The sequence below is a fragment of the Candidatus Cloacimonadota bacterium genome (assembly GCA_020532355.1).
In the GTDB taxonomy this organism is placed as follows: Bacteria; Cloacimonadota; Cloacimonadia; order Cloacimonadales; family Cloacimonadaceae; genus UBA5456.
The window spans coordinates 1-16191 of sequence record JAJBBD010000204.1 but is presented as its reverse complement, the minus strand read 5'-3'; the positions used below and the strand labels follow the sequence as shown (position 1 = coordinate 16191).

General features: G+C 42.4%; 6 protein-coding genes. 4 read left to right on the top strand and 2 right to left on the bottom strand.

The window, feature by feature from the left end; genetic code table 11:
• The coding region (locus LHW48_07110) for a chitobiase/beta-hexosaminidase C-terminal domain-containing protein (GenBank protein ID MCB5260226.1) at positions 1-4314 on the bottom strand (4314 nt) is incomplete at its 3' end.
• 781 nt (positions 4315-5095) lie between these two features.
• Between LHW48_07110 and LHW48_07105 the strand changes: the two genes are divergently transcribed.
• Positions 5096-7561: an FAD-dependent oxidoreductase gene (locus tag LHW48_07105; GenBank protein ID MCB5260225.1), complete on the top strand. Its 2466-nt coding sequence runs from the start codon at positions 5096-5098 to the stop codon at positions 7559-7561.
• 420 nt (positions 7562-7981) lie between these two features.
• Here LHW48_07105 and LHW48_07100 read toward each other — a convergent pair whose 3' ends face one another.
• Positions 7982-10849, bottom strand: a complete 2868-nt coding sequence (locus LHW48_07100) for a M20/M25/M40 family metallo-hydrolase (GenBank protein ID MCB5260224.1) — start codon at positions 10847-10849, stop codon at positions 7982-7984.
• Between the two features lie 302 nt (positions 10850-11151).
• Here LHW48_07100 and LHW48_07095 point away from each other — a divergent pair, with 302 nt between their 5' ends.
• The 3 genes from LHW48_07095 to LHW48_07085 form a co-directional block, all read left to right on the top strand.
• Entirely contained in the window at positions 11152-12339 is a 1188-nt protein-coding gene (locus tag LHW48_07095; GenBank protein ID MCB5260223.1) for a PDZ domain-containing protein, read from the top strand.
• Positions 12340-12808: 469 nt separating this feature from the next.
• The gene (locus tag LHW48_07090; GenBank protein ID MCB5260222.1) at positions 12809-14938 is read left to right on the top strand and encodes a hypothetical protein; all 2130 of its coding nucleotides are present in this window, start codon (positions 12809-12811) and stop codon (positions 14936-14938) included.
• On the top strand, positions 14938-16191 hold a 1254-nt coding region (locus LHW48_07085; GenBank protein ID MCB5260221.1), incomplete at its 3' end, for a hypothetical protein. The genes LHW48_07090 and LHW48_07085, both read left to right, overlap by 1 nt.

The window sequence follows — 16191 nt, the reverse complement described above, 5'->3', positions numbered from 1 at the left end:
AGTATTGGCTGTAATAGCAATGGGACCGGCATAGACAATGGAAGGAGAAGACCCATCCAGGCTGTATAGAATCTGAGCATCTGCTGGAACTGTACTGAGTTCTATCGCCGCTACTTCCAGAGCTTCATAATAAACTCCGGCAACCGGATTAAACGCAACTTCCTGCACAGTACCATTAATAATATAAGAATAGTGAATTACGCTTGAAGGTACCCAATTGTCCTTTGTACCTTTTACCCAAAAATCGGTATTGTCCGTTATTTCAATAGGATTTCCATCGAACTCTATCCACTCTGCAGCGTCAGCTCCGGTTGTGTTATACATAATTTCCGCACCATCAGTATTCACGCTAAAAGCAATCTCTCTCGCCCCAGCATATTCACCGGAAGCCAGTGAAGCCTGTGGGTCTCTAACCTTTAGCTTATAGTCCCACTCTCTGGTTATGGATTGTGGATAATGCAATCTAGTGGCATAGGCATAAAGCGTTTGATTGTTCTCTATATCAATTTCTTGTCCAGCATAAAGGTTGAAATCTACACCATTGTTACTGAAGAATATATCAACACTTTGAGGATGGTTTAGCACAACGCTGAAAGGCTCGTAGTATGTGCCAGGAAGAACATTGGCTGCGGGAGGATTGAGTTGAGGATTAAATACATAGTTGCGACTGATGTGGGCAGTTTCAACGTTATCGTTCTCGGCATAAGCAACTATTGAAGTATTACTGGTTTCATCTGGTAACGATATAGGGCTGATTCCTTCTTTAAATTCCCCACCATTTTTACTGTAATAAAGATTGCCCAAGGGGGCAGTGATGGTGATATCAATACTTTCGCCTGCGGCATACTGATCTTGAACGGGAGTAATAATTGGTGCATCCAGCAAAGTATAGCTAGCTTGACCATACCGAGTATCCGAGCCGGCGAGCTCTGCTTTAGCATAGATAGTATGCACATAACCCGCTGCCATAGCGATTAGTCCTTCGTAAGGATACCAATCAACATTATTTACACTAAAGAAAAGATTTGCTTCAGCCGGGACTGTGCTCAAAGTGACTCCGGTTGCCGATGTGTACGTTCCTGCTGGTGGAGTAAACACTATTTCGCCAATGGTATTGGCAATATTGTACTCCTGAGAGACCACAACAGATGGCTCAAATCCATCTTTATAGGCTCGGGCAGCAATCACACGAGAGCTGGCCACTTCGAACTGACCTTCATATAATACTCCGTTATCCGGACCGGGAACATCCGCTGGACTTGGATCTTCCAGATAGTATATATCATAGGGAGTAAAGTCTGGATTAGCCATAATGCTTACCATAATAGGGCCGGGGTGGTCTGTGTCGCTTGGTGAGAACACCGGAGCCGGAACAGTGGGCACAAACCGGAAAGTCTTTTCCAGCATCTCGCTATCCACCCAGCCATCCTTTATGGCTATTGCCTTAAATACTATGTCTTGTGGTGCTATCAGTGGGTCTGCCCCAATTAACAACGGCGTGCCTGGCACATAGGTAAAAGAAGCTGAATTAGGGTCGTTACCATTAAGCGTGTAATGGACAGTGGCATCTGAGTACGTTGAAAGCGTCACGCTTATCTGAGAATAGTGCACCGAAAGATTTTGCGCAGGATCCATCTGATTGCCGTCTACCATAATCTCTATAGGCGGAAGGAACATAACATAATAATCCCCTATTTCACTATTAGGGCTACTAATCCAATTATCTTTGGCGGCATACGCCTGTAATTGATAGTGTCCAAAACTCAATTCTATGGGGGTACTGTCGTCATAAACCACAAAACCATCATCACTATCGATTCTGTAATATATTGTGGCATCCTGCCATCTGTCTCCAACAGGCATACTAAGACTTAGTTGAACATCATTCCCATAGGTATATTGACCACCAATAGCAGATGCAATGTTAGAACCGGGTGGGCTGGAGTGAGATACAAGTGGTACGGGCAAGGTGCCGGTTATTGTATAAACGCCTTCATGAATTTCGCTTTCAAAAGTTGTATAATTCTCAATTGCAGAGGCTTTGGTGCGAATAATGATATCCCTATCGGCGTAAATAGGATCTGTGTATTCCATCCAATCACTAAAACTGTCCATTAAGTCTGTTTTGTATTGATAACTAATGATGGCAGTTCCCTCAGCGGGTATAACCTCAGTATTAATAGCTATATTTATCGGTGCGTCATAATAATCCGGTAAGCTTTTAGGAGCGGGATCGAACACTGTGCCGTTTTCCCAATAAGTCATTTTGGTTTTGTTCTGGACAGGGAAATCAAATGCCTGTTCGTCGCTATCGAACCATACTGCAAGCTCCGGATCCAGTGATGGATCGGTATATTCTGCCCACCATCTGATTGTGGTTGAAGCATCGATATACACAGTAAAGGGATCCCCTGAGGCTGGATCGTAGGTAAATTCCTGTGCCGCTTCCGGTAAACCCTTCGGTTCAAGAGAATAGTGGATTATTGCATCGTTAGGAGCGGTAGTGAAATTACTAAAGTCAATTTGAACGCTATCGCCATAACACACACAATAACTTCCCCCTTCCAGTGGAGGAGTAGTGGAAACTACAAGAGGTTCCAATCCTACTTGATCGTTCACAATGTACACATGTTCAGCAGAAACATCGCTGGGCGCCCAATCAGTTTTTGTAGCTCTGGCAATAACTGTTGCCTTTGTTTGCGAGGGAATATCGATGCCCGAACTATAGTCTTGCCAAGTATCGCCATTATTTAGGGAATACTCAATTGAGGCCCCTTCGGGCAAAGTGCTCAAGGTTACACGTAAAGCATTGCCTTCAACCGGATCAAATACATTTGGCATATATCTATCGCTCAAATGCGAGAATTGAGGAGTCTCTACCTTGCCGGTTAAAACGTAAACTTGATATTGATGAGCAGATTCATTGCCAAGTTCATCATAGAAATATGCCCAAATTGTATATGTTTTAGCGCTATAATCTGCGCTTAGATCTAAGTAAATAGGATCTGTATAGTCTAACCAGGGTTCATGGTTACCATTAAAACTATACTTGATGGTTGCATTTTCAGGAGCTGATATACTCACATAGATAGGTTCGGTAAAAGGACCTTCCGAACCCAAAGGAGTAAATTGCGGTCCTGATTGTCTAACCGAAAAATCCCAGCTGCGGCTAACTTCAAAGATCTCTTCATCTTCAAGATCTTGCCTGTCTCTCACCGTAAGCGTAAGCTGATAGTTGCCCGGATCGTTGAATAGATAATCGAAATTTGCATCTGTGCTTATTTCAGAACTCCAGCCTTCACGTTCCAATACCCAACTGTAATATAGAATATCTCCATCAATATCGTTAGCGATAACTTCCAGGTTATGGGTATTGCCCTGGTCGAAAGGACCCATCAGGTCTTGGACATCAACTCCATCTACCTTCACTTCTAATATCTCTGGGGGATCATTTACTTGGTTAACACGTATTTTAATAGTCCTGGTTGCAGTTTGGCTATAAACTCTATCTTTCGCTGTTAACAAAAATATATAATCCTGATAATCTCCCACAACATTTTCGGGAGGAATGAAGGTAACAGTTGTACCAATTCCTGCTCCAGAACCACTGCCACTATCACTCTGGTAATAAGACATTCCGCTGGTAAGACGTGTCACATACAGCTGAATAGCAGTAGGATAAGACATATTATCTACTGAATTAATATAACGAACTGTATCTGTCATATAGCCTACAAAGTTGATCGTTAGGGGAACATCTTCATCTGTGTTGAATCGATACCCCAAAGGAATGTCGTTATCAATATTGGGAAAATTAAATATCGGTGCCTCTGGATCGTTGTCTACAGTAATATTAAATATCCATGTACTTTGATTTGTGGATCCTTCAACAAGTTCTTCATCAGATATAGTTATTGCCACATCTTGACTGCCATGCCACAATGGATCGACGGGCTCAAATCTCAAAGAACTGGGTTCTCCTTCAATTGTGGATATATTAAATACACTATTGGGAGACCAATACATGTAAAGCGGATCACCAGCATTGTAATTAGAAATGTAGGGTTCAAAATCTTTATCCCAGGTCAGTCCTTGGTGAAACTCTAAGGGCGGAAAATCATCTGGAAGATTATATGGAATTTGATGAGGAAGAAAGTTAAAACTCACTCCCCTAGTATTAGTATTTTGTTGCCTAACATACTCATAAAACTCCGGAGTAAAATCTTCCTCCGTCATATTGCGAACATCAATAGGCTGCCCTCTCAAAAGCACAATGCTTATGAGAATAACAAGTACGAAAAAAAGCTTTTTCATAATTGCACTCCTTTTAGTTAACTTCATCTATCATAAAAAATCGAAAATATCCCCATTAAACAGGGGAGCACTCTCTGTGTAAGTATTTTAGCCTCCGATAGAAGCGAATTTCGGATTCTATTTTAATACAAATATCAGAATACATGCAATTGTGTCAAGTTCTTTTTTAGTGAGGCTTTATGCATTTTGGAAATGTCTAAAATATTCAACAATTTTACCTATGCAATTTTTTCCTATCATGTTTTTTCCGCTCCCAAAAATGATAAGAAGATACAAGTACCTAAGTTTGACATGAACTGCGCTATCTAATTGCCGAATAGAATATTAATAACTTCTATCAGCACAGTTTAAGGACATCTGTCTAATTAGTATAAAAACTTATTTTTCAAATATTTAGAAAGAAATTCCTTGAATCATGGAATTATTTCAACTCATTTTGATATATTTCTACGCTTCAGACTTCTTTCAAATACTCCACCCTCGATGCCCGCTGCTAGCGGACAAAATCCATGTCTACCCACAATTGCAGCTTCATGATTCTCGTCCCTTACCTATTGTTTAAAGAATAATTCACGCCCGATTTGCGTTGCTATTCTCTATAATCAACGGGAGAATCTCTGGCTGATCCATGCTTAATGTTAACTTGATGCAATGGGAGTATGAGGTGGTGAGACTTGTTATCCCTCAATATTTTCGTGAAACATTATTTGATAGTTGCCAACCTTTGAAGGTGGATTATATTTTTTATGAAGTATAATAATCAACCTTAGGAGGATACCCGATGCCAAAATACCTTATCGTAGGTGGAGTTGCCGGTGGAGCCACAACTGCTGCCCGTCTTAGACGACTTGACGAACAAGCTGATATTATCATGTTCGAGCGTGGGAAATATATATCCTATGCTAATTGCGGACTTCCCTATTATATCGGTGGCGTAATATCTGAGCGGGATCGATTATTTGTACAAACCCCGCAAAGCTTTAACGCCAGACTCAATGTGGATGTACGTACCGAGCAAGAAGTAGTATCAATTGACCGTAAAGCCAAAACTGTAACAGTGCAACGCAAGGATGGTAGTGAATATAGCGAGGGTTACGACAAATTAGTGCTTTCCCCGGGAGCTGAACCATTGCGACCGCCAATTCCAGGAATCCAAGATGAAGTAATATTTACTCTGCGTAACGTTCCCGATACAGATAAGATCAAGGATTACATCGATAAGCACGATGTAAGACACGCTGTGATTGTTGGAGCCGGTTTCATTGGCTTGGAAATGGCAGAAAATCTACATGATAAGGGCATTAGGGTTACAATCGTTGAGATGGCAGAGCAGGTAATGACGCCACTGGATTATGAAATGGCAGCAGCCGTACATCAGCACCTTAAGACCAAGAATGTGGAATTCTACTTGAAAGACGCAGTTAATTCATTTGTGCGCGAAAAAAGTGGATTGCAGGTTCGACTGAAAAGTGGACGTAGCTTGCCCACGGATTTGGTTATTTTATCCATCGGAGTGCGTCCGGATAGCAAACTTGCCGAAGATGCCGGATTGGAACTGGGACATAACAAAGGCATCAGGATAAACGAATATTTGCAAACCAGTGATCCCGATATATACGCTTTGGGCGATGCCATCGTATTCCCCAATCCAATCACCGGTGAAGAAAGCCATACCTATCTTGCGGGACCCGCAAACAAACAAGGTCGTATGGTAGCCGATAACATTGTAAACGGCAATGTTCGTAAATATCAGGGTAGTATATCTACCGCTATCGCCAAGGTTTTTGATCTCACCGTAGGTGCAACCGGAGTAAGCGAAAAAGTATTAAAAAAATCCAACATTCCCTATGTATCCTCAATAATCCATGCAAGCAGCCACGCAGGCTACTATCCGGATGCTCTGCCCTTGACGATTAAGATAGTGTTTAATCCCGAAAACGGAAAACTACTCGGCGGACAGATTGTGGGCTTCGACGGAGTTGACAAGCGCACCGATATGCTGGCACACATTCTCAAACACGGCGAAACTATCTATGACATGCAAGAGATCGAACACGCCTATGCCCCACCTTTTTCCAGTGCCAAAGATCCCGTCAATATGGCAGGATTGGTAGCCGAAAACATCGTTAAAGGTTTAGTAAAAATAATACATTGGGATAAGATCAGGGATCTAAATCTAAAAGACATTAACCTCATCGATGTGCGTACAGAAGAAGAAAGCGCTCTGGGCACCATTGAAGGCAGCATCAACATCCCCGTGGACGAAATGCGCAAACGTCTATCCGAGATTTCTAAAGACAAGAAAACTATTGTTTTCTGTGGTACCGGATTGCGTTCCTATTTTGCCGCCAGGATCCTGATGCAAAGTGGATTTAAGGATGTTCTTAACCTTAGCGGTGGATACATCACATACGAACACGCGACTCAGAAACAGAGCAATGAAGATATCTTCAGCGGAGAATACATTGGCAAAGATGACCATATCTATCAGGGCAAAGAACATACACAGTCAAATACCGAAGGCAAATCTGTGGTAGTGGATGCAAGCGGCTTACAATGCCCGGGACCCATTATGCGCCTGAAAAATGAGATCGATCGCTTAAGTGATGGCGATATCCTCAAGATCACTGCCAGTGATCCGGGTTTTGCCAAAGATGTTCCTGCTTGGTGCAATATGACCGAGAATAAGCTTTTAAGCGTAAATATAGAGGGAAAAAAGATCGTGGCAATGGTGCAAAAAGGCGGAGGACAGTCCTTCGAAAGTGGAAACAACAGAGGTAAAAACAAGACTATCATTGTGTTCAGTGATGATCTGGACCGCGCTCTAGCATCATTTGTAATTGCCAACGGAGCAGCCTCTACAGGCAAAAAAGTTACAATGTTCTTCACTTTCTGGGGATTGAATGTAATCAAAAAACCCGGAGCACCTAAAAGAGATAAAGACACCATGGGCAAGATCTTTGGCATGATGATGCCCAAAGGCGCAAGCAGTCTGGGTTTATCAAAAATCAATTTTGCCGGCATGGGTCCCTTGATGATGCGCAAGCGCATGAAAGATAAGAATGTAGACAGCCTGGAGATGATGATTATGCAGGCAAAACGCACCGGAGTACAGATGATCGCTTGCCAGATGAGTATGGACATCATGGGTGTTCAAGCAAGTGAACTAATCGATGGAGTAACAATCGGCGGAGTAGCCAGCTATTTGGAAGAAGCCGAAAAGAGTAATTTGAATCTGTTTATATAAGATGGCATATCGCTAAGTAGAACGCGGATCCAATTATTGGATTCGCGTTTTTTTGTGGCTCCAGTAAATCGCTTTTAGATAGCATCCCTTCCCTTTGCGCAAGGTTTATGAAGGTGTATCCGTAAAACGGTTCTTCCTGATAACATTGACTAATTGAATCACTTCCCCGGCTTTGTAAACACACGAAACTCACCCATGATAGAAACCGTTGCACATCAATATATATAGTAGATTTTTTATGCACGAGATATCTGTTTGTTGGGCTTTTTTCTGATCGTAGCAATACCCATCCTCCCCCCTCGTGGTTTAGAGGGATTCGCCCCATGCCCCAATTATTCTACGGGCATTGATACTGTTTGGACATGTTCCGGAAGAAGCCCAAAAGGTTTGTTAGTAAAGCGAAAATCTTTATTCGGTTTGCTATTTGATCCGGATTAGCTTGCGTTGTGCCTGATTTCCATTCTGAGACACACGGGCAAAATAGATACCGCTGCCAACGCTTATGCCATTGCTATCACAGCCATCCCAAGCAAATTCTCCCGCTTTTGGCATTTCTAAAGAACGCACTAACTGACCGCGCAGATTGTAGATTTTGAGTTTCGAAGCCAAAGCAGAGCTTAGTCCCTTCACCTGTATTAAAGTACTTTCTTTGAAGGGATTGGGATACACACCATAGATACTAAGGCTTCCTATCGTTGGGCTATGAAGATCATCCACACTAACAGGCTCCGCCCAACGCACATGCAGCAATTCGTAAAGCATGTCCTCAACATTTTGCGCTGCCATTAGATACAAGGGGAAACTTAAGACCAGGCTTTTACCTAGAAGATATTGATGGTGGATGGCTACTGCACTGCCGTTCAAAACCCCGGCGGTCTCATCATTGGCGTAATCTGATCCATAACTGTATAGAATTTCCGCCCCGGGTGCGGCAGAAAGTCCTTCAATACGAAGAATATGGTTATTAAAAGCAGGAATACCGGCATAATCTGCCAAGGGGAGATCCGGCAAATCCAAGGCCTCGGCATTAGCAATATTCATTCTGGCTTGTACCGAGTAATCCACACCGGAGATACCAAATACTCTGTTGATTAGATCATCATCAGCAAAATCTGAGGGATAGCCGTTGTTAGATTCGAACGCCATTGAGGGAAAATATCCATTATATAGGAACTTCCCGCCCAAGGATATGAATTCCTCAAGTGCCGCAATAGTCTCTTCGGGAATCAATGATTCGGAAATGTCGGCTGCATGCCAAACTATTGAAGAATAAATGCAAAGGTCGTATAATCGCAGATCTCTGCTGATTTCTTCCAAATCGACAGAGCTGGTGTTGAAGTTTTGGAGCACAGAAGAATAGTACTCATCCACATCTGCATTTGTGGGAACAAAGATATTGGCACCACTGCCACCGCTAGTTTCATCAACAATAAGAATTCCATGATCTAGAGTCACCGGTCGCGAAACTGACAAATTGCTAAATGGTCCTCCATTACCATCGGTATCATAAGCTCTAACCTTATAATAATAAAACTGTTCGGGTGCTCCGAAAACATCTGTATCGATAAAAGACGTATCGGTAAGTAGTTGCTCTGTAAGCCAAGCAAAATTTGCTCCCGCATCTGTAGCACGGTATAGTCTATAGCCTGCCAAGTCAATTTCTCTATTAGGGCTCCATTCAAGTTTGACGGCATAGCGTATCGGAGTGGAAGAAAAAGAACTGGGCGCCAGCGGAACACTGTAGGGAATTCCGGAGCCATATTCGCGGTAACTCTGATTTCCCAAGGCATCTACAGTACATATCGCGATGTTATATGTTTGAGCTTCCTGCAGCTCAGTCGCGAGGTAGCTGTTGGCATCGTATACTGCAATCGCTTCACTTTGTTCCGGATCATCAGTGCCGATAAATACTAAAACATGGTCGATTTCAGGATCTTGGGGGATTTGCCACGAGATCAACAGCGAAGAGCCATCGCCGTTATCGTGAATTGCCAAATCTGTGACTGATGCCGGCATATTTGCAAAACTTACTGAGCTAGCTATAGATGCTTTAATTACTTCTGCACAATAGACTGGATCTATAAAATCAATAATATCTTGATCGCTATGATAAACGGGGCTAAATTCCTGCTCAAAGAAATAGATTACAGGATATCCACGGCTCCAATAGGAATAACTATCGCTGCTGTGGCTATTTAGGCTTCCGTATGTTGCCGTTAGAGAACTGTACTCTGCCACTAATAAACTTGCATATTCACTTTGTTCCAGGCATCCGTCATAAGGCATCAAACGTACCAGATCCAAATTGTTGGGATCGTTTGCGATCATGTCGTGATTGATCATCAAACGAATATCATCTCCCGATTCCAGACTGCTCTGAGCATTATAATGAGATCCATGCAAGCCAAATTCTTCGGCTGCATAAGTAACAAAGCGGATGCTGCACTTGGGCTGATATCCTGCTGTCATCAATACTCGGGCGGTTTCGATGGCTGCTACAGCTCCAGAGGCGTTATCATCTGCACCGGGAGCAAAATTCATCGGATCTGCGTATGTGATCGAATCGTGATGACCACCCACTACAACATATTGATCGGGATAGACTGAGCCTTCGATAGTAGCCACCACATTGTATTGCTGAGTTTCGTTCCAAGTGAATTCTTCCAAATGCGCATTCTGTATTCCAAACCGTTGGAAAGTATCTCGAATCCAACTCGCCACAGCATAACGATTATCCGCAAGAGCATAACGGGTTTGCATATCCTGTAATGCCTGAATAAAGAATTGGATGCTATCCGCCGATACCATCGAGCTTAGTTGAACTAAATCTTGCCTGGTTTCATGCATGGAATTGGGGCTAAATCGCATTTTGGGGATTTCAAGAGGATGCTCACGTAGATTGATAAAAGAATCCATTGTGTAAGAACGTAACTGCACAGCACCAATAGATGAGATAAAAAGGATATCACCGCCAGGCAAAATGTGAGTTCTGCCCAATGATTCCAAGCTACCAATAGTTACTGTGTCGCAGCTCTGAATAAGATACAAGTTCTCCCTGGCATTGGGATAAACTATATGTTCATAATTGGTTTCTTGCTCTTTATCGAATGCAACAATGGCATACTGATCGTTGTAATAGTATATTATTGCGCTTTCTTGGGCAAGATTCTGTATTTTGTGCCTGTTATTACTGGCTGCGCTAAATGGGATTATCGCCAAATACTTGGTCTCAGCGCCAAGTAAAGCCAAAGCACAGAGTAGGATTAGAATCAGCAAGCTTTTCTTCATAATGCAAGTTCCTTACAAACGGATTTATAGCACAATAAGATGCAATTATTATTCCGAGACATATTGTTTTCGTATATGCTATAACAACTTTGTTAATAGATAAGTTCCCCTGCTTGCCACATAGAGTACTTATCATAGTGATATGAGTTTATATCAATCTGATATACCTGCGCCTTTATTTACTTTGATGCATATAAGCAACTTACTGTCTTACATACGGTTCTGGAAGCGTTTCGGTTTGGCACGGCTTTTGCATTATACTTTGCTAAAGATTACTCTGTGTTTTAGATAAGGAGAACATTATGAAGAAGATAATTACGTTTGGCTTACTAGTGCTACTCTCTGCACTCTCACTGAGTGCGCAAGAAGTTGAAGAAGAAAAGGAAGTAATTGAAAGTAAGCGCTATATTATGCAACTAAAGGGTTTGGACGACATAAACCCACAGATGTCCATCACAATGAACAGCGAACAGGAAGCACCCGATGCCGCATACTTTGGACTATATCTGGAAGACCTCACTTTCCCCAAGGCGCAAGAATTAAAATATGAAGGCACTATTGGAGTGCTTGTTACCGGTGTGGTACAAGATTCTCCTGCCTGGCATCACCGCTTGCGCGAGGATGATATCATTACCCAAATTAACGGACAGGATGTTACCAATTTTGCAGGGTTTGAGAAGATTCGCAAGTCACTGCGTGCCGGTGATCAAATCTCTGTGGCCTATTTTCGTGCAGGCAAACCGGAATCTATGGATATGACCTTGGGCAGCCGCATTAAAGAGGTTTCTGAAGTAACTTCGCCTAACCTGCCTGGAAAGAAGAAAATAAGTGTTGGCTATGGCGGTGGAACTTGGATTCCCATGTGGGTAGACCTGGAAATGGACGATATCAACAAGATCGTAGCGCATGATTCTTTAGGTTTCAACAAGTTCCGTGATGATGGCTTGTTACAACAAGGCTTAGGTGGCAAATTTTCCATTGGCAAAGGCTATTTTCTTGGTGGACAAATCACTTGGTTTGAAGACACTAAAAAGACCCAAAACAAACGAGATGGCATGAGCGACTATCAGATCTACATGAGATACGAGAACATGCTGGGCGGCGTTACTCTGGACAAACGCTTTCCCATCGTCAAAAACTTAATTGGCAGCGTAGGTTTAATGGTTGGTGGTTCTTACCACGAAATGGAGTTTATTAATACAGACGCAAATTACGATTGGGCAGATCTTCCGGACACAATTACCGATTCCAACAACACACACTTTCTTTTGCGGAAAGGCTATCTGAACGTTCAGCCCCGAGCCGAGATCATGTATCGTGTACTCTCCTGGATGGGTCTTCGTGCCGAAGTTGGCTACACTTATGGCTATTCTCTCACCAAAGATTGGCGTGTGCGAGGTTTAGCCGGAGAATCCTTTGAAGTTAGCGGATCTCCCGATACCCCCTTCCAAGGCATGACTGTTACTATAGGTCCTTGGTTCGGATTTTAGTTTTTTTACCAAAAAGCACTCCCTAAACATCCTGGCTCCTCTTTTTTATGAGGGGCCTTTTTTTATGTTTTGCTTTGCATAAATGACCCGGCAAGACTACTAGAGACCGTTACACATCCATATATGGCAGATTTTTTGGTGCGAGATATCGGTTTGGTAAGCTTTTTCTGATCGTAGCTATGCTCACCCACCACCCTTGTAGTATGGGGCTTCACTCCATACCCCGATTATTCAAAGGTCTTTACCATTATTTTTGGGGGCTATTGTGGAATTATTTACACAGCTTAAAACTGCGCGAGATTACGCTAATCTCATAATTAACAACATATAGCAGTTAGATCTTAGTTTTCTTGAGATTGGGGTTTGGGTATCTCACCATGTTTTCTACTTATAAAGTATTGAATTAGCGCTTGACATGCATCAATATTTCCTAATTCTTATAACTAAGATTAAATCTACTGGAGGAATCATGCATAGGCTAAGAACAACTTGTGCAGTATTGCTGTTATTTTTTATCTTTTCGTGTTCGACCAAAGACCCTCTCAGTCCCTATTCTGTAAATAGTCCTCACCTTCTTTTTGATGACTTCAAAATCGAGCAAGGTGGCAATGATTACATTTATAAGCAGAATATTAGGATAGAGGGAGGAGACACATCTAATTTGAGCTTTGCTTATAAGCTAACCTTTTATAAGGAGTGCCCCAACGAATATGAAACCGATTCGGAGGGATGGCTACGCTTTGATGGCACAGAGATCTGGACTACCAATAATAGTCTTGATTTTGAATTTGGCACTCAAGACGGAATAATCCAAAACCTGATAACCCAGATTTCAGTAAAAGTAAAACATCCTACTGGGCAGATTGAAGAGCTAAGTTCTCCTTTTAAGAGCAACAGGCTTTTTGGCAGCTATTTAGAAAGCCCGACTAATCCTAACGCAGAATACTCGATGGGAATTGAATTCATCGTACGCGAATTGATTGGCGATATCTATGTGGATGGAAACTATGCCCATCACTTTATGTATCGCTTGAATACTTTGAACGAGAATCTTGAAGTAATTGCACAAGGTAATTGGTACAATTCTATAAATTGCCCAGACATCCATAAGATTGTTTTAAATTCCCAAAGTGAGCCGGCATTAACTGCTAATGAAGCAAACACTTTAACCGAGTTTCAATACTATGTGGTAAGCCGCATCGGAGTTATTCAATCTGAACCCAGTTCCTTCATTTTTAGGGCAAGTGGCGGTCACCGCCCCGTTGGAATGATCTATCCGCAAACACTTGCCGGTTTTGGTACTTATCACTACGGTTTTGATAATCTGCTGGTTTCATATATCCCAATATCGGGCAGTGCTGATAAACACCCGCGCGAATTGTGGCAAATAAACAACAATTATGAGGCGATAAACTCAGATGATTTTAAACTACATCTCCGCTGGGGTTACCATGGTCAATATGGCTTCTTAGACGGATATGTGACTGACAACCCTATATCCGACACAGAGATAAACATGGTATTGGATGAGAACCAAATAAACTACAGCAGCCAAATCAGTGCCTTTTGGCTGCGCTTGGACGGCAGTTACTTCCCAATTTCTCCGCAATTCTACAATCCTCATGTGATTTATCGTACAGATGGACTTGCCTGGCTCAGAATCGAAAACCTTAACGACCTCAGCCGCTATTGCGTATTAGAAAACCTCAGTGACGGCATGCACAGCATCGAACTTATGGTAGAAGACCTTCAAGGAGAATTGAGCGAAGTGGTACTTCTTAATATCAATCTGGTGCCGTATAAATCGCCGCAAGAAAGAGAAGGAATTCTTATTGTGGATACCGACACAAATCATAGTGGATTCTCTCCGGAACTCATTGTTGATGAGTTTTACCAGCAGATTACTCCCAGCCTTTATGGGCAGGTAGATGAAATAGATATAGACCAATCTCTTTCCCCCAGTCAGTTGATTGGCTATAAAACGGTTCTTGTCCATGCTGATAATCCTATGCATTCTCTGAGCCTGGATCATCATGCGGAGGCTCTCGATGTGTATTTATCGAATGCGGGAAATCTTATTATTAGTGGCACAAACAGGCTGAGAGAAAGCTTTGGTAGGCTGTTTAGTTATTGCGAATGGTGGGGAATCAACAATATCTTATTGCCCAAACTGGGTGTTTATGATGATATCGGATTAAGCGAAATGGCAGCTTCAGTGGCCGTAAATCCTTACTTTATAAACGCTATTGGACAACAAAACTACTCCGATATCCCGCTTAATATAGAAAATGCGTTCAATCCAATTGTTTCAATGAGGGAAGGGTTTTCTGGAATTATGATGTTCGATCCATCCCTCAATTTGAATTGGCTCTATGCCTGCGGAGTGAAGCCAACAGATTATCCTGCATTCCCTCCCACTCAGGAGCAATATGATATCTATTCGTCAAAGTACTTAGGCTATAAACACTGTTATGAAGGAGCGAATGTGGCAGTTTTAGGTTTCCCGCTTTCATATATGCAACAAGACGCGGCAGCCTTAGCTCTACAACAGATAATTTCAGAAATGTTGAGCGGAAGCTATGCTATGGGGAGGAATTGATGAAACGCTTATTCTTTATGATAATCTTACTTTCGGTTACACTGTCTTTTGCCTTATCAAGTGTAGAAAATTCAGCTAATCGCGGAATGGATCTGAAACAAGTGAACAACGGTCAGTTTAAGTTTAATTTAAGTAACTATGGCACAATAGAAGATTTGGTGTATTTACCACACAGTAAACTCATATTTAAATCCGGAACCTGGATATCAGGAAAGAAAGTACGAAGAGATGAATTCGGTCGCTTGTTATACTGGCGCCATTACCCACCTCATGATGAATATGACTATATATCCGAAGATCATGAAGAGTGGAACTCAAGTTTGCCTGCGGTGATAGATACTCTTACTTCCGTAGCATATGATGGAGATTTGGAAATAATGGAACAATTACCAGCATATAACCCACTTGCATCTTCTGTGCCGAATTTTGACTATTATAGCCAAAACGACATAGTATTGGAAAGCAATTATGGAATACCATCTCCGCTGCCATTTGACCCATTCAATAGCGAGACTTTCTGCTTTACTATCCCTCAGGAAATTTCGTTCGATACGCCTGGATGCCTTACTCACAGTGCCTATTCTTATGATTATTGTCCCTTTGGCACTCCGGGTGATCGAGATTATGGTGCCTCTGCTGGCTCCAGCACACATCACCCTTTAGGTGTGGCTATACACCAGGAAACCTATAGCTGGCCAGTACAAAACCATTATTACCTTCTGGCGCAGAAATGCACGATATACAATACCAACCAGCAAGACAGCATCGAAGATTTGGCTCTTTCCTATTACTTTGATGCTGATGTGGGTCCCGAATCATGGGGTTCAGGCGTGGCAAGTGACGATAAAAGTGGCTACGTGAAAGGCCCCGGTTACGAATTTGCCTATAGCTACGATGCCGATATGGATCACGGATTATCTCCCATGTACATAGGCTGTAAAACCAGAATTCCCGATTTTGAAGGTAGCAGACACGCCTGGTATTGGTCTGTAGGATCAGGTCCGGACGATAGCAATGTTTATGATGTTTATCCATCAAATTTAACTGCTAATGAAAAATACTGGTTGGCTACTGGAAAAAACCCCAGAACAAACTATTCCTTTGTCGCCATTCGCAAAGAAGATCCTAACATTACTCAATGGGAACAATCAAGCCCAAATGATACCCGAGTGCTATACACATTGTTTGGAGCGCAACCAGGCACTCCGGAATACGATGAAACAGATCTTGAGGGCAATTATTTTCGCCGCTTT

Coding starts and splice junctions, on each gene's coding strand:
- LHW48_07095 (MCB5260223.1), top strand. CDS start 11,152: ATGAAGAAGATAATTACGTTTGGCTTACTAGTGCTACTCTCTGCACTC.
- LHW48_07105 (MCB5260225.1), top strand. CDS start 5,096: ATGCCAAAATACCTTATCGTAGGTGGAGTTGCCGGTGGAGCCACAACT.
- LHW48_07090 (MCB5260222.1), top strand. CDS start 12,809: ATGCATAGGCTAAGAACAACTTGTGCAGTATTGCTGTTATTTTTTATC.
- LHW48_07100 (MCB5260224.1), bottom strand. CDS start 10,849: ATGAAGAAAAGCTTGCTGATTCTAATCCTACTCTGTGCTTTGGCTTTA.